This window comes from Mycobacterium sp. IDUB_19 (assembly GCF_055419445.1).
In genome coordinates, this window is sequence record NZ_JBVAXR010000005.1 from 14252 (window position 1) to 37297 (window position 23046).

The following is a 23046-nucleotide window of genomic DNA, read 5'->3' on the forward strand; positions in this document are numbered from 1 at the left end:
GTTTCCGCGCGGAGTTTGCGCGAGGACGGGATGTCAATGCATTGGGCGATCACCGGCGCGACCGGGTTTCTCGGGGTTCACATCCTGAGCGAACTCCTCCGCGGGGACGACACGTTCACCTTGCTGACCAGGCCGAAATCCGACGCGATCACCCGCATCTGCAAGGCTCTCCCGCTCGCGGTCACCGACGGGAAGGGGTGGACCGAGGACGAGCTGCGCGAAAGATTCACCGTCGTGCCGGTGGACCTCGCCGCGCCCAATCTCGGGTTATCGGATCAGCAGTTCCAGGACCTTGCCGACAGCGCTGACGCGATCTTGCATTGCGCCGGGATCATCGAGCTGGACGCCGACCTTGCCGACCTTCGCTGTACCAACGTCGGCGGTACCACTCGGATCCTCGAACTCGCCGAGGCCGGATCGCGGGAGCCGGACCTGTTCCATGTGTCGACCGCGTTCGTCGCCGGCCGGCGCCGTTCGGGCCTCATCTACGAGACCGAGTTACGGGATGACCAAGGCTTCGAGAACAACTACGAGATGTCCAAATTCGAGTCCGAGACGCTTGTGCGGGACTGGGCGCGGCGCACCGGGCGCCGGGTCGTGGTGCTGCGGCCCAGCGCCCTGATCGTCGAGCGGCCGCCCCATCCGGACTTCCCGCTGCACCCGCTTTCCTTTCTTTCGACGTCGGCCGATAGCGGGATGCGGCTGTTCTCGGTGTCCGGACGGCCGTTGCGCACCAACCTGTCGATGCGCCTGCGAGGTGATCTCAACGGCCACTTGAATTACATGCCGGCCGACGAGGCCGCTGACGAGATGGTCCGCCTGATGCGGCTGGCACCCAATGGCCTGACTACCTACCACGTCGTTCATCATCACGACGTCGCAGTGCAAACCCTGGTCGAACTTTTCAACGCGGTGTCTCCGATCCCCTTGACGCTGGTCGAGGGCCCGATCGAGAACCCCAATCTGCTGGAACGGCGCCTGCGGTGGGCCAGCGGATTCATGCCCTACCTGGAGCACAGCCGGACTTACGACACGACCGATGCGCGAGCGGTGATCGGCGAGCCGCATCGGCGGACCATCGTCGACTTCGACTATCTGCTGGGAAGCGTGGGACGGTACAAGCGATACTTCACGGTCAAACCCGAACCGCGTCAACCCCGCGAATCGGCTCCGGCGCTTGAACCCCTGGTATCCGTCGGGCGTCCCTTCGATCTGACCGCCCACAGCGCGGACGAGGTTCGTCCCATACGAGGGCTGACATTCATCGTCACAGTCGGACGAAGCGGATCGACCGCGCTGTCGCGAATCCTCGGCGCCCACCCAGATGTGCTCAGCCTCAACGAGTTCTACCTGTCGGTGCGCGCTTCGTCGGCGGCCGACCACGCACTGTCGGGTGAGCAGTTCTGGCGGATGCTGGCCGAGCCGCACCCGATCTTCGACTCGATGGTCCGGGGTGGTTCGGCCATGCCGGAGTTCATTTACCCGCGACTGCAGGGAACCCGTTTCGACGCGAGCACAACCGGGATCCCCGCGATCTCGATGATGACACTGCCGCATCTGACGTCGGACCCCGACGGCGTTTTCGACGCCCTTGCCGCGGAGGTTCCGACGTGGCCACAACAAACCTCGCGGCTGCACTACGAACGCCTCTTCGCTTGGCTCGCAACATATTTCGGTGGGACTGTGGTAGTCGAGCGGTCAGCCATGTCGCTGAGCAGCGTCCCGTGGCTACGCGAGACGTTCCCGGATGCGAAGTTCGTGCACCTATTCCGGAACGGTCCGGACACGGCGGTTTCGATGAGCGACCACACCGGATTTCGCTTGATGGCGCTCATTCAGGACGCGCTGGAGCTGCTCGACCTCGACCCGGAGCGTCGACACCCCGGTTTGCGGCTGGACCCGACGGCGATACCGATCGAGCTCGCCTCTCTGGTCGGTGACACCTGCGACGTCGACTACCTGATGGGTCAGAACATGCCCGTCAGCAGATTCGCCCGTATGTGGGGCGAGCTGATCGTCACCGGTGAAGCCGAGCTCGCCGACCTGCGCGCAGACCGTTACCTCCCGCTGTCGTACGCCGACCTGGTCGCCGACACACGATCGTCGCTGGCGCGGCTGGCGAGCTTCCTGGACGTCGACGCGGACCCGAAGTGGCTCGAATTCGGCGCCAGCGTTATCGACCCGAGGTTTACCGGTGCCTCTAACCGGTTGTCCGCAGAGGAATTACGGGCGGTCATCGACAGCTGCGCTCCCGCGGCGGCCCGACTTGCCGAACATGCCGTGCTGCTGGAGCCAACGAAATCGGGGCGGCCGGTTAAGACGCAGTAGGCTGCGGCCATGGCGATCGACCGTGCCGCGCTCATCGCGGGCAGTATCCGACTTGCTTCAGGTGTCCACTTTCTCGTCGATCCGCTGGGTGCGAACCGGCTCTGGGGCGACCCCGGTGAGCCGACGCCGACAGCCCGACTGCTGCTGCGATCGATGGGCTACCGCGATGCGCTGATCGGCGGGCTACTCGCGACGGCGGCGCTGCGCGGCAAGAACACCCGCGGCTGGTTCCTGGCGTCTGGTGGGGCCGACGCGGCCGATCTGCTTGGCGGGCTGAGTGTCCATCACGAGCTCAAGCGTTCACAGCAGCTGATCGGCCTGGGCGGCGCCGTCGTCGGAATCGGCGTTGGACTGTGGGGCGCGGCGCGGCCCGCGCCTAAAGCGGCGGAGACGCCGGAGGGCTGAGGCCCGGCACCGCGGCTGTCGCATGACCTCGGCCCACCCGGTATCTGATCCGGTGACACGCAAGCCTGGATGCGGTTGACTGGTGACCGTCAATCGGAGAGGGGAGCAAACGTGGGTTTCGGTGTCCTGACTTTTGTGACCGACGAGGGAATCGGCCCAGTGGATCTGGGCAGGGGACTCGAGGAGCGTGGATTTGAGTCGCTGTTCGTCGCCGAGCACACCCACATTCCGGTCGACGCAAAGACCCCTTACCCGTTGGGCGGTCCGACCCCACGCAAGTACCACCGGACTCTGGATCCGTTTGTCGCGTTGACTGCGGCGGCGGTCACCACCGAAAAATTGGTTCTGGGCACCGGTATTGCCTTGATCCCGCAGCGGGACCCGATCCTGACGGCCAAGGAAGTGGCGTCGCTCGATCTGGTGTCGCAGGGACGGTTTCGCTTTGGAGTTGGCGTGGGCTGGCTGCGTGAAGAGGTCGCCAATCACGGCGTCGACCCCTCGGTTCGGGGACGCGTGGTCGACGAGCGGCTGCGCGCGATGATCGAGATCTGGACGACGGAAAAGGCGGAATTCCACGGTGATTTCGTGAATTTCGACCCGATCTACAGTTGGCCGAAGCCGCTGACGAAGCCGTATCCGCCGCTGTACCTCGGGGGTGGGCCGGCGAGTTTCAAGCGCATCGGCCGGCTGAAGGCTGGCTGGATCGCGATGGCCCCCTCACCGGACGTGCTGTCGGGTCAGCTCGAAGAATTGCGCGCGGTGGCCGGCCACGACGTGCCGGTAATCAATATTCATATGGGTGAATCGACGGCGAAAGCCGTTGAAGGTTACCGTGATATCGGCGTCGAGCACGTCTTGGTGGAGCTGCCGACCGAGCCCCGAGACGAGACGCTTCGTCACTTGGATGGGTTGCAGGCGGAGTTCGCGAAGTTGACGTAAGGCTAAGTGCCACAGAAGGTTTGGTAAGTGCCGAAGTCATCGGGAGCAGGACTGGCGTAGCGTTCGAGGCCCGGCCGCTCGTCGTAGGGGGCGGTCACGGCGTCCAGGAGCTGCTCAAGGGGACCGAGATCGCCCGTCGTCGCCGCGGCCAGGGCCTCCTCGACCAGGTGGTTGCGCGGGATGTAGATCGGGTTGGCGCGATCCATCGATTCGGCGTCGGGGCCCAACGCGCGCCAGCGCGACATCCAGTCGTCGATGCCGGCGAGGTCGATGAACACACCGCGTGCGGGTTCGGCGTCGCCCCGGGCCGCGCGGCCGAGGTGCCGGAAAAACGAGGTGTAGTCGACGTGGCTTTCCTTGAGCAGGCGCAGCAACTCGTCGACCAACGCCGTGACGGCTCCGGCTTCGACGTTCGCGGGTAAGCCGAGTTTTGCGCGCATGCCGGACGACCAGGTGGCGTCGTATTCGGTTTGAAATACGCCGAACGCCTGCTCGGCGAACGCGACTCCCTCCTCGACGTTATCGGCTAGCAACGGAAGCAGCGCCTCGGCGAACCGGGCCAGATTCCACCCTGCGATGGCGGGCTGATTGCCGTACGCGTAGCGCCCCCAATGGTCGATCGAGCTGAAGACCGTGTCGGGGTCGTAGGTCTCCATGAAGGCGCACGGACCGTAGTCGATCGTTTCGCCGGAGATCGTGGTGTTGTCGGTGTTCATTACGCCGTGGACGAATCCGATCAGCATCCAGCGGGCGATCAATGAGGCCTGGCCGCCGACCACCAATTCGAACAGCGCGCGATACGGGTTTTCGGCCTCCGCCGCGCCGGGGCAGTGGCGGGCGATCGCATGGTCGGCCAGACGCCGCAGCAGGCCGACGTCGCGGGTAAGGGCGGCATATTGGAAGCTCCCGACCCGCAGGTGACTGCTGGCAACGCGGACGAGCACCGCACCCGGCAGCAGTGACTCGCGCTGCACGGGGCGCCCGGTGGCGACCACGGCCAACGAGCGCGTCGTCGGGACGCCCAGGGCGTGCATCGCCTCGCTGACCACGTATTCGCGCAGCATCGGGCCCACCGCCGCGAGGCCGTCGCCACCCCGCGCGAATGGCGTCGCCCCGGATCCTTTGAGGTGGATGTCGCGAACGCGTCCATGCTCGTCGGCCAGCTCGCCGAGCAGTAGTGCGCGCCCGTCGCCCAACCGCGGGACAAGGCCGCCGAATTGGTGCCCGGCGTAGGCCTGCGCTACCGGGACCGCGCCGCTGGGCAGCAGGTTGCCGGCGAGAAAGCGCAGCCCACTGGAACCCCGCAGCCAAGCGGCGTCAAGACCGAGCCCGGTCGCCAGCGGCTCGTTGAGCACAAGCAGTTGCGGGGCCGGAGTCGTCTCGGCCTCCCAGCGCACACCCATCTCGGGCAGCTCGCGCGCGAAGCGATCTTGCAGGGGGACGCTGATCTCCGAAGCAACACTCACCTCATCCAGACTACGGAGAGTTCGTCGCGACCTATGCGGCATGCCGAGCAAGTGCGACCCCGACTCGGACCTCGAGGTCGCTGAGCGTGATCGTTGGCGCGCGCGGTGGGGCACCGGACCGATATTTACTGCCCGTGGGGGTGGTGAATTCAGCTGTGTGAGTCTGGCTTTCGTCGATACTAGTGCTGACCCGCCAGCCGTCGCACTCTTTCGTGTAGTTGCAGCGCTCGCACGAGCCGAGGCAGTTGTCGGCGGTGGTTGGGCCGCCTTGGGCCCACGGCCGCGCATGATCGCGGTGCCGGATCGGCGCGTCGCAGTAGGGAGTCCGGCAACCTCGATCACGCAGCTCGATGAAGGCGGCCAGACCGCGGGGGAAAAGCCGCGCCCGCGATTCCATCGCCACCAGCGCTCCGGCGCGAGGATGCGCGTAGAGCCGACGCAGCGTCGCCCGGGAGCGCCGGTCGGCGACAGCGCTGCAGACCATTGCGCGGGCGACCGCTGCCGGGATCGGGCCATGCCCGCAGATCTCAGCCGGCGCGCTGTCACCGCCGAGCAGCGTCTCGTCCGAGATGACCAGATTGACGGCGATCGGAGTTGGGACGGCGGCGTCACGACCCGTCACCCGTGCAACCAGGGTGTCTGCCATCAGCTGTCCGCGTGAGCGCCCGTCGCCGCGGGTGTCAGCCTCGCGTCGCAGTGCCGCATACACCGAAACTCCTTGGGCTACCGGCAACAACGCGGTCAGGTACGTCATGGTGTCGGGCGCAGGCCGGATGGTAACCGTGCGTTCGTTCTCGGCCTTGGCCGCACGGTCGACGACCGCGTGCGGGTCCAACCGATAGGCGATCGCCTTCGCGGCGGCGGCCACTCGCGCGTTGCCCATTCCGTCCAGACCGGCCGGGTCACCGCACAATTCGGCATCCAACCGGCGGCGATCCTCGACGTCCAGGCATGCGCTCTCGCGCACGATCAGGGTGGCACGCCACTCGGACAGCGCCCCGGATTCCAGCGCCGCCAAGGTGTGCGGCATCTCGTGCACCAAGGCTTTGGCAAAGCCCAGATGCCGGCCGCCGCACGCGGGTGACTCCCTTCGCGCCAGGGCGATCTCGCCGGCCACACCGCGTCCGCGCCGCGCGGCCGGCACGCCGGCCGCTGCTTCGGCGACTCGACGTGCGGCGTCCAGGGCGGCCGCAGCGCGCGCCTGCTCCGCTGCCGCCGCAGATTTGATTCTCTCCAGCTCCGCTATGCGCTCGATCAACGCCAAATCATCGAACATGTGTTCGAGTATAGCCGACCGGACTGACGGAAACTTGGCGGAATCGCTGGCTGTGGATAACCGTTACTCAAGGGCCGCTGAATCTGCGCGTGGCACGATCGTGCGATGCAGTTCGGATTGCACGCTTTGGGAATCGGGGCCGGCGCCGATCGGGCGGTGATCGATGCCGTCGCCTCCTCGGCCGACGAATGCGGTTTTGCCACCCTGTGGGCGGGTGAGCACGTTGTCATGGTGGACCAATCCGCCTCGCAATACCCGTACTCCGACGACGGCGCCATTGCCGTTCCGGCGCAGGCGGATTGGCTCGACCCGATGATCGCGCTGGCGTTCGCCGCGGCGGCATCGTCACGGATCACCGTGGCGACGGGCGTACTGCTGCTGCCCGAGCACAACCCGGTGGTGGTGGCCAAGCAGGCCGCGAGCCTGGATCGGTTGAGCGGAGGGCGGCTGACGCTGGGCGTGGGCGTCGGGTGGTCTAAGGAGGAATTCGCCGCTCTTGGAGTGCCTTTCGAGCACCGCGCGGCGCGCACGGCCGAATACGTGGCCGCGATGCGTACGTTGTGGCGTGACGACGTCGCGTCGTTCGACGGGAAGTTCGTCGGCTTCGACTCGATTCGGGTTAATCCCAAGCCTGTTCGCGATCGCCGCATCCCGATTGTGTTGGGGGGCAACAGTGATCCGGCGCTGCGGCGCGTGGCGAGCTGGGGAGACGGTTGGTACGGTTTCAACCTCGACGATGTGGCAGCGGTGCGCGATCGCGTCAGCCGACTGGATCGACTTTGCGCCGAGTCCGGACGCGACCGTGCTGAGCTGCGGTTGGCAGTGGCACTTCGCAATCCGCGCGATAGCGACGTCGGCGCGTTAGCTGAATTGGGGGTTGACGAGCTGGTTTTGGTCCAGACCCCGCCCGACCGTGCGGACACGGTCGCCGGATGGGTCGCCGCGCTGGCCGATCGGTGGATCACGAATCGCGGCTAGGCGCTGGGAGAATGGGGGTAGTCTCCCCGGAAGACATGAGTGATCCTGAAGTGATCCTGCCCCGGCAACTGACCGACATCAGCGCCGAGGTCCGCAATGTCGCGCCGCCGCCGATACCGCAACTGCCTGAGCCCTACGGCTTGCGTCTCGCCGATCCGGACGCCGATGCCGAGTTGATCTCCGAGTGGATGAACCGACCGCACCTGGCCGAATCATGGGAGTATCCCTGGCCGCCGGAGCGCTGGCGCCGTTATCTGCGTGCGCAACTCGACAGCGACTTCTCCCGCCCCTTCGTGGCCGGCCTGGACGGGGTAGACCGCGGATACCTCGAACTCTACAGGGCGGCAAAGGATTCCATTGCTGCCAGATATGACTACGACCCATACGATCTGGGCTTACACGTCGCGGTAGCCGACTTGGGGTATCTGAGTCAGGGGCACGTCAGCTACTTGCTGCCGCACCTGTTGGTCAGCATCTTCGAACTTGAACCGCAATGTCGCCGGATCATGTTCGATCCCGACCACCGCAACATCTTGGCGCGCAAGTTCTGTGAGCGCGGTGGCTGCGCGTACCTCGGCGAGCACGATATGTCCAACCGGCGGATGGCACTGTATGTGCTGCCTCGTACGCCCGATGATGTGCCCCGGTCCCGCGAGAGCTGACCCGTCTCTGCGAAAGTGGGTGGCCATGTGGGCTCGGCTGGTGGTTGCGCCGTGGTGGCTGCTCTGGCTGGTGAATGCGGCAACGTTCACGGTCACGCTCGTCGTGATCTGTGTGCTCGGCTTCTCCGGCTTTGCCGCGTTGGGCTGGACGTGGCCATTGCTGTCGGTCCTGGGCTTCAGTGTGGTCACGACCTTGCTGATAACGCTTTCCCGGCGCCCGATACAGCAAAGCTACGCGCGGACCGTGGCCGGATTGAGCCTGCCGCAACGCTCGCAAGCCGTCAGGGCGCTGCGGCGTGGTGAGGCCCCCTCCGATCCGGCGGTCTTGGCGGCCGCCATCCGCATCGGCAACCTCTCGATGGCTTACCAGCGGCGGGTGCCGCCGTGGCAGAAGAGGCTGGCCTGGTGCGTGCCGCTGCTGTGGGTGGTGGCGGGGGTGATGGAATGCATCGGCAACAATGCGCGCGGCGGGCTGACCTGGAGCTCGCTGGCGCTGCTGGTGGCGGCTCGAATGGCTTGGGCATCGCAGAAAGCGCGCCGGTTGCCGCAACGCCTCGAGCTACTGCGTTCGGCAGCTTCCTTGAGCCCGCAAGCACTTTCGGCGCTGGCTGACGCGCACGATTCCGCCGCGCCGCCGCCGAGCCGGCGATTTCGTCTGGCCTTCGCGACTCTTGTCAGCATCGCCGTCGCCGGCGCAATTGTCGCGGTGTACCAGCAAGGCCAGCCCAGCCGGGACTGCCGTACCGCCAATGCGGTCGTGGGGTTCATCCACGCCCATCCCGACATGCTCGATTCCTCGCTGATCACTCCGGGCGGCCCCGGCCTGGACAAGTACCAGGATTGGTCAGATCAGCTCATCGCCTACTCGCACGAGGTGTCGGCACCCGATCTCGCCCCGCACCTGCGCCGCATCGCCGAGCTCTCCGCAGCCGCGGTAGGGCTGGCGACCAACGCGCGACGTGACTCGTTCGCAACCCAGTCCACCGACGAAATACTCGCTCGGCAAGCTTCTTACCACGGCATCATCGGCCAGCTGATCGATGAGGACAAAGCCCTCATCCCCCCGTGCCACCTACACCGCTAAGCGGCTGTACACGAACAGGTTTCGGGTCAGTAGTCGTGCTGGGCCAACGAAATATCGCCCAGGCGTTGCGTCTCGTCCAGCGACAAGACGGCCGGAACCATTTCACTGGTAACCAGACCGTGGCGGCCGGTCAGCTCGTCGACGATATCGAAACTGCGCGAGATCGACTCCGGGGTGTCGACGATGATGGTTGTCACCGGAACCCGCCGCGCGACCTGAAATATCTTGTCCCCGTGTGGTTTATGATCGCCATGAAATCCCCACATGCCGCGCAGCACCGTCGCCCCGCGAGCCGTTCCCGAGTGGAGCAGTCGCTGCACGAGTGCGCGGTGTATCGGTAGTGCCTCGTGCCGGGTGGCTTCGGCGGTGTACACCATCAGCTTTTGCCACAGTGTGCGTCCCTGAGCATCCGTCATGGGGAGCTCTTGCGGGCGTGCGAACATCTCGCCGTCGCGTTTGCACAGTCGCACCCGTTCGAGCGTCATCAGCGGTTCGGCCAACATCTCGGCCAATTCCGTTGCTGCAGAACATGCCTGATCAGTTGACCCGATGCCGATGATCATCATCGGAACATTGACATTGCGGCCGAAGAACTGCGCCCGGTAGCGCTGTCCATGTGCCGTGCCATCGACGCCGAGAAGCACGATGGCACCGGCGAATCCGTGTCGATACAGCAAGTCGCATACCGCGTAGTACGCCGCCTTCGGACCGATGCGCTCTTGGCGGCCGACATACACGGTCAGTTTCGCGGCGTCCCCGTTGTGCGCCTCGAAGTCGCCGAACGCGTCGGTGCCCCGTTGCCGGGTGAAGAGCCGGGCCCGCTCCAGAGTCAGCAGCCCGTTGCCGGTCATCGCGGCCACCTCGTCGACCACGGAGCGGATCTTGGGCTCCACGTCGACCGCGGCGATCGCCACCGCGGGATCCTCGGACAAGCTCAACGACACGTCACTGCGCAGCTCGTGGCTCGACCCGAAACTGGCGATGCCGCGCAGCATCACGCTGGCCGCGACATCGTTGGCGCCGAACACATCGAACATCGCGTCGGCCAGGAAGGGCGCGCCGTCGCAGACGGCGCATTGGCGCTCGCCGAAGTACGCGGTCAATTTCAAGCAGGGCTGGTTCATAGCTGCTCCGCCAACCATTGTCCGAGTAATGCGGCGGCCACGCCAAGCACGACGCTGACCACGATGTTGGCGGTCGCCGCCCACGCCCGGCGCTCCTCGCCGAGTCGCTGCGTCTCCAGCATCCAGGTGGAGAACGTGGTGTAGGCGCCGACGAACGCGGTGCCCGTCAACAGCGCCGCGTCCTTGCTCAACGCGAGACCGCCGAGGAATCCGAGCAACAAGGCACCGCTGATGTTCACCGCCAGCGTGCCGACCGGAAATGGCCGTGCCACCCGGCGGGTGACCGTGCGATCCACCAGAAAACGCGCCACGGAGCCGATGCCGCCGATGAACACGACACCGGTCCAGACCAACACCGTCGACGCCGTCATGAACGAACCCGTACCCGGCGCACCAAAGCGGTGGCCAGATGCACTGCCAGCAGCCCCAGCACGATGCTGACGACCGTGTAGGTCACCGCCAGCATCCAGTGGCCGTGTTCGAGCATCTTCAGGGTCTCGACCTGCATCGTGGAGAAGGTGGTCAATCCGCCGCACAATCCGGTGCCCAGCACCGGACGTCGGTAACTCGACACCGGCAGCCGCTCCAGCAGTCGGGTGGTGAAGTAGCCGAGCAGGAAGGCGCCGACGATGTTGACGGCGAACGTCGGCCAGGGCCAGGCCGCGGGGTCGGGGACCGCAAGGGTGCTCAGGGCGGCGCGGGCCAGCGTGCCCAGCGCACCGCCGGCGAAAACCGCGGCCAACTCGCGATAGTCGGGTTGTGCCACTGGTTGGTTCCCTTTCGTTTGCCAATGCGCTACGCAGCATAGAGCGACGTGCGCGTCCGACACGGGCACAATCTGTAGACATGGCCAACCCGCGAGCCGGTCAGCCGGCCCAGCCCGAAGACCTCGTCGATCTATCCCATTTAGTCACGGCGTACTACTGCATCCAACCCGACCCCGACGACGTCGCCCAGCAGGTGGTCTTCGGCACGTCGGGCCACCGCGGTTCGGCCCTGTTCGGTGCGTTCAACGAAGCCCACATCCTGGCGATCACCCAGGCCATCGTCGAGTACCGCGCCGCCCACCGCACCACGGGGCCGTTGTTCATCGGCCGTGACACCCACGGTCTCTCCGAGCCGGCGTGGGTGACGGCCCTCGAGGTGCTGGCCGCCAACGACGTGGTCGCCATGATCGACTCGGCCGACCGCTACACGCCGACCCCGGCGGTCAGCCACGCCATCCTCACCTACAACCGCGGTCGCACCGAAGCGCTGGCCGACGGGATTGTCGTGACGCCGTCGCACAACCCACCGCCCGACGGCGGCTTCAAATACAACCCGCCCAACGGCGGGCCCGCCGACACCGACGCGACCAACGCAATCGCCAAGCGTGCCAACGAGATTCTGCGCAACGGCGGCTCGGGGGTCAAGCGGGTGCCGCTGGCCCGCGCGCTGCAGACCGCCCAACGGCACGACTACATGGACAGCTACGTCGCCGACCTGCCGAACGTGGTCGACGTCGACGTGATCCGTAAGGCCGGGGTGCGGATCGGCGCCGATCCGCTGGGCGGGGCCAGCGTCGATTACTGGAGCGCGATCGCCGAACGGCACAACCTGGAGCTGACCGTGGTCAATCCCCTGGTCGACGCGACATGGCGGTTCATGACGCTCGACCACGATGGCAAGATCCGGATGGACTGCAGTTCCCCGAATGCGATGGCCTCGCTGATCGCCAACCGCGATCGCTACCAGATCGCCACCGGCAACGACGCCGACTCGGACCGGCACGGCATCGTCACCCCCGACGCGGGGCTGATGAATCCCAATCACTATCTGGCCGCGGCCATCGACTACCTCTACACGCATCGGCCGTCCTGGCCGGCCGGCATCGCGGTCGGCAAGACCGCGGTCAGTTCGTCGATCATCGACCGAGTGGTCGCCGGCATGGACCGCAAACTCGTCGAGGTGCCCGTCGGCTTCAAGTGGTTCGTCGACGGCCTGATCGGCGGCACCATCGGCTTCGGCGGCGAGGAGTCGGCGGGGGCGTCGTTCCTGCGGCGCGATGGATCGGTGTGGACCACCGACAAGGACGGGATCATCCTGGCGCTGCTGGCATCCGAGATCCTTGCCGTCACCGGCGACACGCCGTCGCAGCGGTACCAGGCGCTGGCCGACACGTACGGCACGCCGTTCTATGCCCGGGTCGACGAACCCGCCGATCGCGAGCAAAAGGCCCGGCTGGCCAAGCTGTCGGCCGATCAGGTGACCGCGACGGAGTTGGCGGGGGAGCCGATTACCGCCAAGCTGACCGCCGCCCCCGGCAATGGTGCCGCGCTGGGCGGACTGAAGGTGACGACGGCCAATGCGTGGTTTGCTGCGCGGCCTTCGGGCACCGAGGACGTCTACAAGATCTACGCGGAATCCTTCAACGGGCCCGAGCATTTGGCCGCGGTGCAAGAAACTGCGCGCGAGGTAGTTAATAAAGTCATTGGGTGACTTGTTCCCGACGTCTCGCCCGCCCGGGGGCGCGGATTGCTTCAGCTCGATGCCGCCTGAGCAGCAACTTTGAAGGAAAGTGGCCGTTGGTGTAGCTTCGATGGGCACGACATCTAGGGGCTATGGCGCAGTTGGTAGCGCACCACACTGGCAGTGTGGGGGTCAGGGGTTCGAATCCCCTTAGCTCCACCGCGTTCGTTTCCAGGTCTTGTCTCGCCGCACTCCTGCAGCAACGCTAGGGGTCGGATTGCGTGCCGGGTGCGGGACGCCGAAGGATGGCCGTCTGCGGAGTCGGCAAACCAGTTATGGGAAGACTTTGGCGCTCCCGTGGGTGTATCCGGGCCTGGCGGGGAGGGCGCCAGTGGCTTCGTGGCTAATCCTGCGTCGATGACCGGTCGTGACCCTCAGAACGCGGGCACGCCGTCACGGTGCGGGTGCAATGCGCCGAGCGGCGACGTAAGTGGCAGGTGCAGGGCATCGACAATCCCTGCCGGCGCCTCGCACACCCACGGGATGGCGTTGACCGCCCGCATCCCGGTGGCGAGCAGGCCGTGGTCGCTAGCGCTTTCATCGTCGCGGTAACCGACTTCGAATTCTCCGTCGAAGGACGGCTCGCCATCGATGATGACGCGCCAGATGCCGTCGGTCCCGCCGGTGCGGCCCGTCGGCCAATCCGGCGCGAGATCGTCGGCCATCCGGTCGACGTGCTCGATCGTGATGACTTCTTGGCCGTCCACGACGCCGACGCAGCGCGCGTAGGTCGCGCCGACCGTTCCGGCTTCGATGATTCCGCAGGCGGTATCGAGTCGCCTTGGGGTGGGGAGGAACTCGCAGGTTTCTCGGATCTCGTCGAGCTCAACACCCAACGCGTCGGCCACCATCGTGACCGCGGCACCCCACCCCCACCTGAGCACCCCCGGGCGTTTGAGACCGCCCTGGTAGTCGAGCGGTTGGCCGAAACCGAACAACTCTCGGACATCGAATTCGACCGGATACTCCGAATAATTGGTGATCTCGATTCCGCGCACTGAATACACGCGGTGCGACATGGACAGTAGGGCGATGGGGAAGAGGTCGCACCCGAAGCCCGGCTCGATGCCAGACGAGTAGATCGAGCTGTTGCCCGCGCGGCAGGCTTCGCGGATGGGCTCGAGATACCGCTCGGAGAGCGACCCCTTCTCGTACACCAGGCCGGGCAGCGACGTCGTCACGATGTTCTTGCCCGCGGCCAGGATTCGGCAAAAATCGGCAAGCGCCTCTTTGGGCCGAGGGCCGGCAGGAGCGGCGTACATGATGCAGTCGGCATCCCCGTCGAGCACGGCGTCGACGTCGCGGGTAGCGGTGACGCCCACGGGCTCGATACCTGCCAAGGTCCCGATGTCCTGACCGTCTTTGGCGGCCGAGTGAACCCATGCCCCAACGAGTTCGAGGTTGGGACGGTCGGCCGCCGTGCGGATGGCATAACGCCCGACGCCGCCGGTCGCCCAGACCACAACCTTGTATGTCTTGCTCGTCGTCGACCTCATGGTGAACCCTTCCCGGGGTTGGTGACTCAGCTAAACGATAAAATGTGTAATGTTTTTGTGTGGCCGAATACGCGCACGGAACGAGTCGAGCAGCCAGCGTTCATCACGTGGTGTTTGCGGTGCCGCAAGAGCAGCTCTCGGATTCCGCGCAATTCTTCTCGGAGTTGGGTTTTCGTTTCCAGACCATCGAGCTCGAAGACGTGGGCCTGCGGGTGCTGCTGGACTGGGACGGTGGACTTGAACTGGTGACCCCACTGGCCACTGCACCTGACCTCGAAAATGCGGTGGCGAATTTCCTGCAGCAGAACGGCCCCGGCGTGTATTCGGTGGTGCTCCGTGTCGGCGACGCCCCGGCCGCTGGGCAGGTGGCGCAGCGATACGGCGCGCAAACTCGCTTCCATCAGCACCGCGGCGGTGACGGATACGAACTCGACGAGATCGAGATCTCGGTCCTCGGACTACCACTGACATTCTTGTCCACCGATCTGCCGTAACCTCGTTCAGCCGCCGCGCGATTCGACGTACGCGGTGATCACATCGACAAGCGCCTCGCGGTCCCGGGAGGAGTCCACCGGTTCTGGCCACACCATCTGAGCGACGACCATGCCGCGCAACGTCGCCCAGATGAGGTTGCCGATCCGGCCGGCGTGCGGCGCGGACAGGCCTTCGCCCATGTGTCGACCCAGCTTCGTCAGCGTGACCATCAGGTCGGCGAGGTGGGTGTTGGCGACGGCGTCGCGAAGGCCGCGTGTCGAGATGAGAATCTCGAGCGCAGCCATCGACGTAGGGCTGGAGAACGCGCCCCAGATCGTGTCGATGACGAACGCGGTACGCGCGCGCACGCTGCCCTTGCGGACGGCCGGCGGCGGAAGCTCGTCAAGGGCGGCGAGCAATTCGCCGAAGCCCTTGTCCACCAACGCCATCAACAAACCGTCCAGATTGCCGAAGTGGTATTGGACTACCCCCCAGGTCACCCCGGCGCGGTCGGTGATGTGCCGGACGCTGGGCGGGGCGAATCCCTCGTCGAGGATGCAGCGCACGGTCTCATCGATGACGACCGCGCGGGTGCGTTCGGCGCGGGCTTGGCTGCCGGTAGGCGGCCGACGGGGTGCGGTCATGGCGTTCGGGTTACCACAGCACGCCGCGCACGTGGTCGGTCGGCCGTAGATCATGCGCGGCAAGGATTCCGCTGGGAGCCCGGCAGGCGGCGTCGATGACGTTAACGGCGCGGGCCGCCGTGGCGATGACACCGCCCTGGTTATGGTCGATGCCCGATACCCCCACGTGGGTGTTGATCTCGATGCCCGGGCTCCCGTCGACTCGGACGCGGTGCACACCGGGATGTCCGTCGGGCGGATACGGCCAATCCGGCGCCGCCGCATCCGTCAGCCTGTTGATGTGTTCCATGGTGATGAGCACCTCGCCGCCTCGCACGCCTTCGACCGCGAAGCGGACGGCGGCCACAGTGCCCGGTTCGACGTTCATCATGGTGCACTCGATCAGGTCAGGCGTAACCCACTTGTCGTAGCGCTCCCGCACCTCGTCGAGTTCGATACCGAGATCGGTGGCCAGACTGCGAACCTGCGCGCCCCACATCGACGCGAGAACGCCGGGGGAGAAAAGGATCGGCTGGTGATCCGGCGCAGTCCCGAAACCGAAAGTCACACCGGTAAATTCGGCGTCATCGTAGGTTCCATAGTCGAAGATCTCCTGAACGGTGACGGCGGTGGCGCGCGCTGCCAAGCTCAACGCGGCGTAAACCAGGGTATCGCCGGAGAAGCCAGGGTCGATTCCGTTGATGTACAACGTCGTATCGCCGTCGGAACAGGCTTGTGCCAGTGGCTCGCGCAACCAATCGTCGGCCTGGTCCGGTGCCACCAGCCAGACGAATGACGTCCCAACGACATTCGTACCCGCCCGCAGAAATCTGATGATCTCGTTTTGCGCTTCGTGCGGGCGGGTCTCGGCTTGCGATGTGTACACCACGCAGTCCGCGTTCAGGGCTATTAGCGCGTCGATGTCGTCGGTCGCGAGCACTCCGCTGGGCAGGTCGAGCCCGCATAGGTCTGCGGCGTCGCGGCCGATCTTGTCCTGTCCGCGTGCGTGTACCCCGACGAGTTCCAGGTCGGGACGCTCGATGATGCTGCGCAACGCGTGGACTCCGACATTGCCGGTGGAGAATTGGACTACTCGACGGGTCACTGGAGTCCTTTCAGAGCAGATCGGTGATGGTCTTCAGCCCGGCGTCGTAGAGCACGCCCGGGAGCATGCCGCCGTCGATCTCGATGGTGGTGCCATTGATGAAATCTGCTGCGCCAGAGGCAAGGAACACACACGTGCGGCCGACCTCTGCCGGTTCGCCACCACGCTTTAGCGGCAGCGCATCGAAGTACGTCGATCCGGTTGGGTCGTCTTTGGGTAACACGAACGAGCGGAAGTTATCGGTGATCGTCGGTCCAAGCGCCACACAATTGACCCGGGCCGCCGGGCCCCACTCCTCGGCAAGCGAACGAGTGAGGTGGTTGAGTCCCGACTTGGCCGCGCCGTAGGACACCAGGGTCGGCGAGCCAGCGGGATGGCCCGCGCCGCTGGAGACATTGATGATGCAGCCGGTCCCGTCCTGCTCGCGCATCTGGCGGTACACGCGGATGGCGAACCACATCGGGCTGATGAGGTTCATCTGGATGGCGAAGGCATGAAACAACACGGTGCGCTCGAAGTCGTCTTCGGAGCGCGGTGCGCCCTGGATGCGCGAGACCAGTGCCGGAATGTCCTCGACGTGCGGGGCGGGGACAGTGCCGCCGGCATTGTTGACCAGGATGTCGACTCGGCCATAGCGCTCGACGACCGCAGTCACCAGGGCGTCGATCGCATGATAATCGCCCTGATCGCAGACCATTTGGGCGGAACGTTCCGCCCATTCCGGCTCACTGTCCACGCCGGGAATGGTGTCCAGCGCTGACCGCGAGCACCCGACGACCGTGGCGCCCGCGCGTAACAACTCGTGCGCGATGCCCACGCCGACGCCCCTGCTGGTCCCGGTGACGATCGCGATCTTGCCGTCCAGCACACCCATGGTCACTGCCCCTTGTAGATCGATGCCGGCGCCAGAAAAGCCTGTGACGAAAAAATTACATGTGTAATCATTACAGGACAAGAGCGAGAGGAGTCGCAATGATGCGGCAGGAACCCTTGGATCACCCCGAGCAGTCGTACAAAGTCGTGGTGTGGGCGACCGGACGGGTCGGACGGTTGGCCATCCGCGCAGTGGCGGACCGCCCGAACCTTGAACTCGTGGGCGTCTGGGTGCACTCGGAATCCAAGGACGGCAAGGATGCCGGCACGATCGCCGGCATCGATCCGTTGGGCGTGGCCGCGACCCACGACGACGGCGCCATTCTGGCCGGCGACGCCGACTGCATCATCTACACCGGGCCGGCAACCAGCCGCCCGCGCGAGGCGATCACCGACTTTTGCCGCATTCTGGAGTCAGGCAAGAACATCGTCACCACCTCCGTTCCGGGCCTGGTCTACCCGCGAGGATCCATCAAAGAGTCGACCGTGCAGCGCATCGTCGACTCGGCCATCAAGGGCGGCAGCTCGATCTATTCATCGGGCATCGAACCGGGTTTCGGTTGCGATCTGCTGGCCGTCGCGATGGCATCGATGTCGAACCGGATCTACTCAATCCGAGGCCTGGAGATCACCGATTACTCGCGTGACAACACCGTTTACGAAATGCGGGAGCTGTTCGGTTTCGGTCAGCCGATGGACTATCAAGGCGGCATCATGATGCCCGGCGTGATCAAGTACGGCTGGGGCGCGGCGGTCACCATGGTTGCCGAAGCACTCGGCGCGCAACTAGACGAGATTCGCGAAACGTGCGAGTTCGCACCGTCATCGCGGCGACTGGAGACCCTGTCCGGGGTGATCGAACCCGGCACCGTCGCAGCGGTCTGGTTCCGCTGCATCGGCGTGGTCGATGGCCAAGAAGTGATCACGATCGAGCACGTCGACCGGATGGCAGACGACATAGCCCCGGACTGGCCGAAGAGCCGCGCTGGCGGCATCGACGGCGTGTGGCGCGTGATGATCGAAGGCGAGCCCAGCTTCGATGCCGAATTCGAAACCGGATTCAACTCCGATGAGGACTCCACCGACCACGGCCTACTCGCGACCGGTATGCGCGCCATCAACGCCGTCCCGTGGGTATGTCACGCGGCCCCAGGTTTGGTTGATGCACTGCATATACCGCTAACGCCAGCGATCGGTTCGCTCCGCCCGCGCCGAGACGGAACCCCCACGATCGAAGGTCATCACGACGCCCGGATGGGAGCATAGGAGCCGCAAGCGCGGGAGAGATCGTCCGATTTGGTCGATGATCAGTTTGACGCCGTCAAGACCCCGACAACGAAACCGCAGGTGAACCAGCATTTTTCCTAGTAGAGGCAGGGGTTCGAATCCCCTTAGCCCCACTCAGGGAATACAGGCACTTCGGCCTCAGCGCGCGCGCGACCACGCCTTTCGGCCGGTGAGGGTGTAGCGTCAGGGTGCTGGTACTCCCAGCCCATCCGGAATGGTTCAGCTTCTGACGCTGATCTGCCCGAGCATCCGCTCACGCCGGACACATCGCTTTACCGTTTAGTCGGGATAAATTTGAATGCTCCATCGTTGTTTCAGTCATTGATCGCTCCCTTTGGGATGCAACACTTTTCGTACGTGCCGAGCTTTGGCATCCTCGGCACCTACTCGCCGACACTGTGCGGCCTGGCGACCTTTAGCGCGGCCCTGGCAAACGGGCTGACAGCCAGAGGCGCCGACGTCAACGTCGTGCGCATCGCTGACGGTGACGTCTCCGCGGACCCCAACGTCGCCGGCGAGCTCGTCAACGGCTCGGCTTCGTCCGTGGCGGCAGCCTCCGAGCTTCTCAACCAGAGCGACGTCGCCGTCATCCAGCACGAGTACGGCATCTATGGCGGCCCCGACGGAGACGAAGTCGTTCAGATCATGGCCGGATTGCGCATCCCGTCGATCGTCGTCGTTCACACGGTGCTCAAATATCCGACACCACACCAACTTTCGGTCCTCGAATCGGTCATGGCATTGGCCGACCAAGTGATCGTGATGTCGGAGGTGGCCCGCCAACGGCTGTGCGCAGGCTTCGCCGTCGGACGCCACAAGGTCACCGTCATCCCGCACGGCGCGGCACTTCCCAGCACCAACGGCGTGCAGCGTCCCGACCGGCCGACCATCTTGACCTGGGGCCTGCTGGGACCGGGCAAGGGCATCGAGCGGGTCCTCGGCGCCATGGCCTCGCTCAAGAGCCTGCCCAACCCGCCGCGGTACCTCATCGCCGGCCGCACTCACCCCAAGGTCCTCGCCGCGCAGGGGGAAAGGTATCGCGAAGCGCTTGCCGTGCAGGCGAAACGCCTCGGCGTCGCCGATTCGGTGTCCTTCGACGCCGTGTACCGCACCCCTGACGAGGTCACCGCGCTCATCCAGGCGGCTACCGTCGTCGTCTTGCCCTACGACTCGAAGGACCAGGTCACCTCCGGTGTGCTGGTCGACTCTCTTGCGAGTGGCCGCCCGATTGTCGCCACCGCTTTCCCGCACGCGGTCGAGCTGCTGGGCACCGGCGCGGGCACCGTCGTCGCTCACGACGATCCCGACGCACTGGTCGCAGCGCTGCGCGAGCTGTTGACCGATCCGCGCGTCGCCGATTCCATGGCCAGCGAGGCCCGCGGGCTGGCCCCGACGATTGCCTGGCCCGTCGTCGCCAACGCCTACGTCGGCGTGGCGCAAGGGCTGCTGGTCACCCAATCGGCATTGACGTGACCGGCGCCGCGCCCGCCCCGACGTTCGCTCACCTGTTGCGAATGACGGACCATCGCGCCACCTTCGAGCACGCCTGCATGGCCGAGCCCCGCCGTGAGCACGGGTATTGCACCGACGACATGGCCAGGGTGCTCGTCGTCACCACCCGCGAGCCCGATGCACCGGGTGCCGTGAAGGGCCTCACCCGCAAGGCCCTGCAGTTCTTGAACGACGCCCAGTCCTTCGACGGCTCCTGCCGCAACCGGATGGACCACGCCGGACATTGGACCGACCAGCCCACCACGGACGACCACTGGGGCCGCTGCCTCTGGGGGCTCGGCACCGCCGCCGCCCACAGCGGCGTCAGCCTGGTGCGCCGACTGGCCGTGATTCAGTTCGAGCGCGCTGCCAAGGCCAGGTCGCCGTGGCCGCGGGCGATGGCGTTCGCCGCCATCGGCGCCGCCGAACTCCTCAGCTACGAGCCCGGTAATTCTGCGGCCCTGCGACTCCTCGCCGACTACGCCGCCACCGTCGCGGCACCCGAGGCCAAGTCCGACTGGCCATGGCCCGAGCCGAGGCTCACCTACGCGAATGCGATTCTCCCCGAGGCGATGATCGCTGCCGGCGTCGCGCTGGACGACCCGGACCTGAAACGGCGTGGCCTGGATCTGCTGGAGTGGCTGCTCGACGGCGAAATGATTGACGGCCACCTGTCGCCCACCCCCGCGGGCGGGCGGGGACCGCAGGACAGCCGGCCCGCCTTCGACCAGCAGCCGATCGAGGTGGCCACCCTCGCCGATGCGTGCGCACGCGCCGCAGCTGCCGATCCGCGGGCGCTCTGGTCGGATGGGATCCGGTCGTGCGCCGCCTGGTTCCAGGGCGCCAATGACTCCGGGTTGCTCATGTGGGACAGGGAGACCGGTGGTGGTTTCGACGGGTTGCTCGCCGAGTGCGTCAACCTCAACCAGGGCGCCGAATCGACCCTTGCGATGATCTCCACCCTGCAGCACGCGCAGCGCTTTTCGCTTGTTCCGCAATGACTTTGATGCGCACCGGGCTCGTCACCCGCGACCCTCACCGCATCGCGGCCAATTCGGCGCGGGTGATCACCCGGCTCTTCGTGCCCGGCCAGGAGGGCTTCGAGCTTCAGGAGTCACGAGCGGGAGTGGTGCTCAAACGCATCCTCGCGCTGACCGACGACGACGTTGAGTCGTCCCTGGACGACGTCATCGCCCGCTTCGACGGACGCCACCGTGACCTCGTGGGCACATTCCGTCGGCACGCCCGCGAGCTCGCCGACCGCCTTAATCCCGATATCCACCTCTCCGATGCGCGAATACTGTTGCTGGGAGCGGCCTTTACCAGCGAGTACGCCATCGAGGGGGCGGCGCTGTGCAACCCCAGCATTGTGTCGCACCCCGACCAGACCGACACGGCGGCAGGCAGCCTGCGATTCGTGATGAGCGTGCGGGGGATCGGGGAAGGACACCGGTCGTCCATCGGGTTCCGCACCGGTGTCGTCGACGCCGCGGGCCGGGCCACGATCGACGAGCCGGCTCACTTCGCTACTACCGGAAGCGTATCGGGCGCGCTGCTCGAGGCCGCGGTGTTCCGCGGCGAACTCGACTGCGTCGGCGATGCCGGCGAGGCCGCGAACTACGTCCTAGACGGGCTCGGCGATCGCTTCACGCGAGCAGACCTCGATGCGCGACTCGACAAGCTCCGGGCCCACCTGAGCACCCGCGGGCACGGGGAGCGCACGGTCGCCGTGATCCGCGCCATCGCCGCTCGGTGCTATGCCGTCGAATTCCCCAGCGAGGTTTCGGTTTCCGAGCGCGTGCTCTGGCCGTCGATGGAGGCCGAGCAGGCCGGCATGGAAGACGCCCGCTTGGTTCGCTTTGTCGAGGACGACGGCTCGATCACCTACTACGCAACCTATACGGCCTACAGCGGATCCCACATCAGCCAACAACTGCTCGAGACCAAGGACTTTCAGTCCTTCACCTCCGTGCCGCTGGTCGGGAAGGCCGCGGCCAACAAGGGTCTGGCCTTGTTCCCCCGGCGAATTCACGGACGCTACGCCGCCATGTCACGATCGGACCGCGAGTCCAACACCGTCGCCCTCGCCGACCACCTTGCGGTCTGGACGAGCGCGTCGCCCTGCCAGCAACCGGCCGAGGCATGGGAAGCGCTGCAACTCGGAAATTGCGGCCCGCCAATCGAAACCGACGCAGGGTGGCTGGTGCTCACCCACGGCGTCGGCCCGATGCGCACGTATAGCATCGGCGCGATTCTGCTTGACCTCGACGATCCGACCCGGGTGCTCGGCCGGCTACGAAGCCCACTACTCAGCCCCGCCCACGACGAACAAAACGGCTACGTGCCCAACGTTGTCTACTCCTGCGGTGCGCTCGTTCACGCCGACACCCTGGTGATCCCCTACGGGATTGCCGACGGCGCGATCGGAATCGCCACTGCGCCAGTTGCGCAGCTGTTGGCCGCGATGGTTCAGAAACCAGATAGCCCGAGATGAGGTCACCATCAGCACAATGAGAGGCTCCAGCGACAGAACGCATAATCCGCTCGGCGAGTACGTTCTGCACATGGGTGTGGGATTCGTCGCCAAGGAACGTCCGCACGTGCTGGAGGCGTTGGCTACGCTTCGGTCGCACATGGGCCGGTGGGACCCGTCCGACGTCAGCTTGGAAGTCTCGTTGCAGGACCGCGGCCGCAAGGAGCAGCGCGTCACGTTGCGAACGACCTTGCCTGGTCTCCCGCCGCTCGTGGTCGTCGCCGAGAACCGCGACATCACACGCGCCCTTCACGAAGCCAAGCATGAGTTGATCCGACAGCTCGGACAACAGAAGTCGGCGCGCGAGCCCATGCGCAATCGCAAGCTCGGACACGACACGATCCGCCACCCGGGCACCTCGGCGCAGGGGCATCGCATCCCGCCTGCTCGGTAG

At 65.8% G+C, this 23046-nt stretch carries 22 protein-coding genes and 1 tRNA gene; 14 read left to right on the forward strand and 9 right to left on the reverse strand.

Going from position 1 to position 23046, the window contains the following annotated elements; all coding sequences use genetic code 11:
• Positions 1-30: 30 nt before the first annotated feature.
• The 3 genes from ACZY0B_RS06355 to ACZY0B_RS06365 all read left to right on the forward strand — a co-directional run bounded on the left by ACZY0B_RS06355 (position 31) and on the right by ACZY0B_RS06365 (position 3672).
• Entirely contained in the window at positions 31-2328 is a 2298-nt protein-coding gene (locus ACZY0B_RS06355) for an SDR family oxidoreductase (protein WP_463763190.1), read from the forward strand.
• A 9-nt stretch (positions 2329-2337) separates the two neighbouring features.
• Complete coding sequence (locus ACZY0B_RS06360) at positions 2338-2733, forward strand: DUF4267 domain-containing protein (RefSeq protein ID WP_463763191.1); 396 nt, start codon at positions 2338-2340, stop codon at positions 2731-2733.
• A gap of 111 nt (positions 2734-2844) precedes the next feature.
• Positions 2845-3672, forward strand: a complete 828-nt coding sequence (locus ACZY0B_RS06365) for an LLM class F420-dependent oxidoreductase (RefSeq protein WP_463763192.1) — start codon at positions 2845-2847, stop codon at positions 3670-3672.
• Between the two features lie 2 nt (positions 3673-3674).
• Here ACZY0B_RS06365 and ACZY0B_RS06370 read toward each other — a convergent pair whose 3' ends face one another.
• Together ACZY0B_RS06370 and ACZY0B_RS06375 are read right to left on the reverse strand one after the other, a co-directional pair.
• On the reverse strand, positions 3675-5075 hold the full coding sequence (locus ACZY0B_RS06370) for a protein adenylyltransferase SelO (RefSeq protein ID WP_463763368.1): 1401 nt from the start codon (positions 5073-5075) through the stop codon (positions 3675-3677).
• A 94-nt stretch (positions 5076-5169) separates the two neighbouring features.
• Positions 5170-6414, reverse strand: a complete 1245-nt coding sequence (locus ACZY0B_RS06375) for an HNH endonuclease (protein ID WP_463763193.1) — start codon at positions 6412-6414, stop codon at positions 5170-5172.
• Positions 6415-6519: 105 nt separating this feature from the next.
• Between ACZY0B_RS06375 and ACZY0B_RS06380 the strand changes: the two genes are divergently transcribed.
• Genes ACZY0B_RS06380 through ACZY0B_RS06390 form a run of 3 tightly spaced genes read left to right on the forward strand, consistent with a single transcriptional unit; the run spans position 6520 to position 9138 of the window.
• Positions 6520-7392 carry an LLM class F420-dependent oxidoreductase gene (locus tag ACZY0B_RS06380; protein ID WP_463763194.1) on the forward strand — a complete coding sequence of 291 codons (873 nt, stop codon included), beginning with the start codon at positions 6520-6522 and terminating at the stop codon, positions 7390-7392.
• A gap of 35 nt (positions 7393-7427) precedes the next feature.
• Positions 7428-8054, forward strand: a complete 627-nt coding sequence (locus tag ACZY0B_RS06385; RefSeq protein WP_463763195.1) for a GNAT family N-acetyltransferase — start codon at positions 7428-7430, stop codon at positions 8052-8054.
• Positions 8055-8079: 25 nt separating this feature from the next.
• The gene (locus tag ACZY0B_RS06390; protein WP_463763196.1) at positions 8080-9138 is read left to right on the forward strand and encodes a hypothetical protein; all 1059 of its coding nucleotides are present in this window, start codon (positions 8080-8082) and stop codon (positions 9136-9138) included.
• 26 nt (positions 9139-9164) lie between these two features.
• On the opposite strand, the gene ACZY0B_RS06395 is transcribed toward ACZY0B_RS06390, so the two are convergent.
• From ACZY0B_RS06395 to crcB (ACZY0B_RS06405), 3 genes are read right to left on the reverse strand one after another with little or no spacing between them, the layout of a single operon-like run.
• Positions 9165-10262 (reverse strand): DUF190 domain-containing protein, encoded by a 1098-nt coding sequence (locus tag ACZY0B_RS06395; protein WP_463763197.1) that lies wholly within the window; start codon positions 10260-10262, stop codon positions 9165-9167.
• On the reverse strand, positions 10259-10633 hold the full coding sequence (gene crcB / locus ACZY0B_RS06400) for a fluoride efflux transporter CrcB (RefSeq protein ID WP_463763198.1): 375 nt from the start codon (positions 10631-10633) through the stop codon (positions 10259-10261). The genes ACZY0B_RS06395 and crcB (ACZY0B_RS06400) overlap by 4 nt, the downstream gene beginning before the upstream one ends.
• Positions 10630-11028, reverse strand: a complete 399-nt coding sequence (crcB, locus tag ACZY0B_RS06405) for a fluoride efflux transporter CrcB (RefSeq protein WP_463763199.1) — start codon at positions 11026-11028, stop codon at positions 10630-10632. Before crcB (ACZY0B_RS06405) ends, crcB (ACZY0B_RS06400) begins: the two co-directional genes overlap by 4 nt.
• A gap of 80 nt (positions 11029-11108) precedes the next feature.
• Between crcB (ACZY0B_RS06405) and pgm the strand changes: the two genes are divergently transcribed.
• Together pgm and ACZY0B_RS06415 are read left to right on the forward strand one after the other, a co-directional pair.
• Positions 11109-12740, forward strand: a complete 1632-nt coding sequence (pgm, locus tag ACZY0B_RS06410) for a phosphoglucomutase (alpha-D-glucose-1,6-bisphosphate-dependent) (protein WP_463763200.1) — start codon at positions 11109-11111, stop codon at positions 12738-12740.
• A 116-nt stretch (positions 12741-12856) separates the two neighbouring features.
• Positions 12857-12929 (forward strand) — tRNA-Ala (locus ACZY0B_RS06415).
• Between the two features lie 215 nt (positions 12930-13144).
• On the opposite strand, the gene ACZY0B_RS06420 is transcribed toward ACZY0B_RS06415, so the two are convergent.
• The gene (locus ACZY0B_RS06420; RefSeq protein ID WP_463763201.1) at positions 13145-14266 is read right to left on the reverse strand and encodes an NAD(P)H-dependent amine dehydrogenase family protein; all 1122 of its coding nucleotides are present in this window, start codon (positions 14264-14266) and stop codon (positions 13145-13147) included.
• Between the two features lie 59 nt (positions 14267-14325).
• Here ACZY0B_RS06420 and ACZY0B_RS06425 point away from each other — a divergent pair, with 59 nt between their 5' ends.
• A complete protein-coding gene (locus ACZY0B_RS06425) occupies positions 14326-14760 on the forward strand; it encodes a hypothetical protein (protein WP_463763202.1) in 435 nt (144 codons plus the stop codon).
• 6 nt (positions 14761-14766) lie between these two features.
• Here the strand turns inward: ACZY0B_RS06425 and ACZY0B_RS06430 are convergent, their stop codons facing one another.
• The 3 genes from ACZY0B_RS06430 to ACZY0B_RS06440 are packed head-to-tail and all read right to left on the reverse strand — an operon-like array spanning position 14767 to position 17342.
• Positions 14767-15384, reverse strand: coding sequence for a TetR/AcrR family transcriptional regulator (locus ACZY0B_RS06430; RefSeq protein WP_463763203.1), 618 nt, complete (start codon positions 15382-15384; stop codon positions 14767-14769).
• 10 nt (positions 15385-15394) lie between these two features.
• Positions 15395-16468, reverse strand: coding sequence for an NAD(P)H-dependent amine dehydrogenase family protein (locus ACZY0B_RS06435; protein WP_463763204.1), 1074 nt, complete (start codon positions 16466-16468; stop codon positions 15395-15397).
• 10 nt (positions 16469-16478) lie between these two features.
• A complete protein-coding gene (locus ACZY0B_RS06440; RefSeq protein ID WP_463763205.1) occupies positions 16479-17342 on the reverse strand; it encodes an SDR family NAD(P)-dependent oxidoreductase in 864 nt (287 codons plus the stop codon).
• Between the two features lie 101 nt (positions 17343-17443).
• Between ACZY0B_RS06440 and ACZY0B_RS06445 the strand changes: the two genes are divergently transcribed.
• The 5 genes from ACZY0B_RS06445 (at position 17444) to ACZY0B_RS06465 (ending at position 23046) form a co-directional block, all read left to right on the forward strand.
• Positions 17444-18607, forward strand: a complete 1164-nt coding sequence (locus ACZY0B_RS06445; protein ID WP_463763206.1) for an NAD(P)H-dependent amine dehydrogenase family protein — start codon at positions 17444-17446, stop codon at positions 18605-18607.
• A 360-nt stretch (positions 18608-18967) separates the two neighbouring features.
• Positions 18968-20101 (forward strand): glycosyltransferase, encoded by a 1134-nt coding sequence (locus ACZY0B_RS06450; RefSeq protein WP_463763207.1) that lies wholly within the window; start codon positions 18968-18970, stop codon positions 20099-20101.
• Positions 20098-21120 carry a glycosyltransferase gene (locus ACZY0B_RS06455; RefSeq protein WP_463763208.1) on the forward strand — a complete coding sequence of 341 codons (1023 nt, stop codon included), beginning with the start codon at positions 20098-20100 and terminating at the stop codon, positions 21118-21120. Before ACZY0B_RS06450 ends, ACZY0B_RS06455 begins: the two co-directional genes overlap by 4 nt.
• The gene (locus ACZY0B_RS06460; RefSeq protein ID WP_463763209.1) at positions 21117-22613 is read left to right on the forward strand and encodes a glycoside hydrolase family 130 protein; all 1497 of its coding nucleotides are present in this window, start codon (positions 21117-21119) and stop codon (positions 22611-22613) included. The genes ACZY0B_RS06455 and ACZY0B_RS06460 overlap by 4 nt, the downstream gene beginning before the upstream one ends.
• A gap of 70 nt (positions 22614-22683) precedes the next feature.
• Entirely contained in the window at positions 22684-23046 is a 363-nt protein-coding gene (locus tag ACZY0B_RS06465; RefSeq protein WP_463763210.1) for a hypothetical protein, read from the forward strand.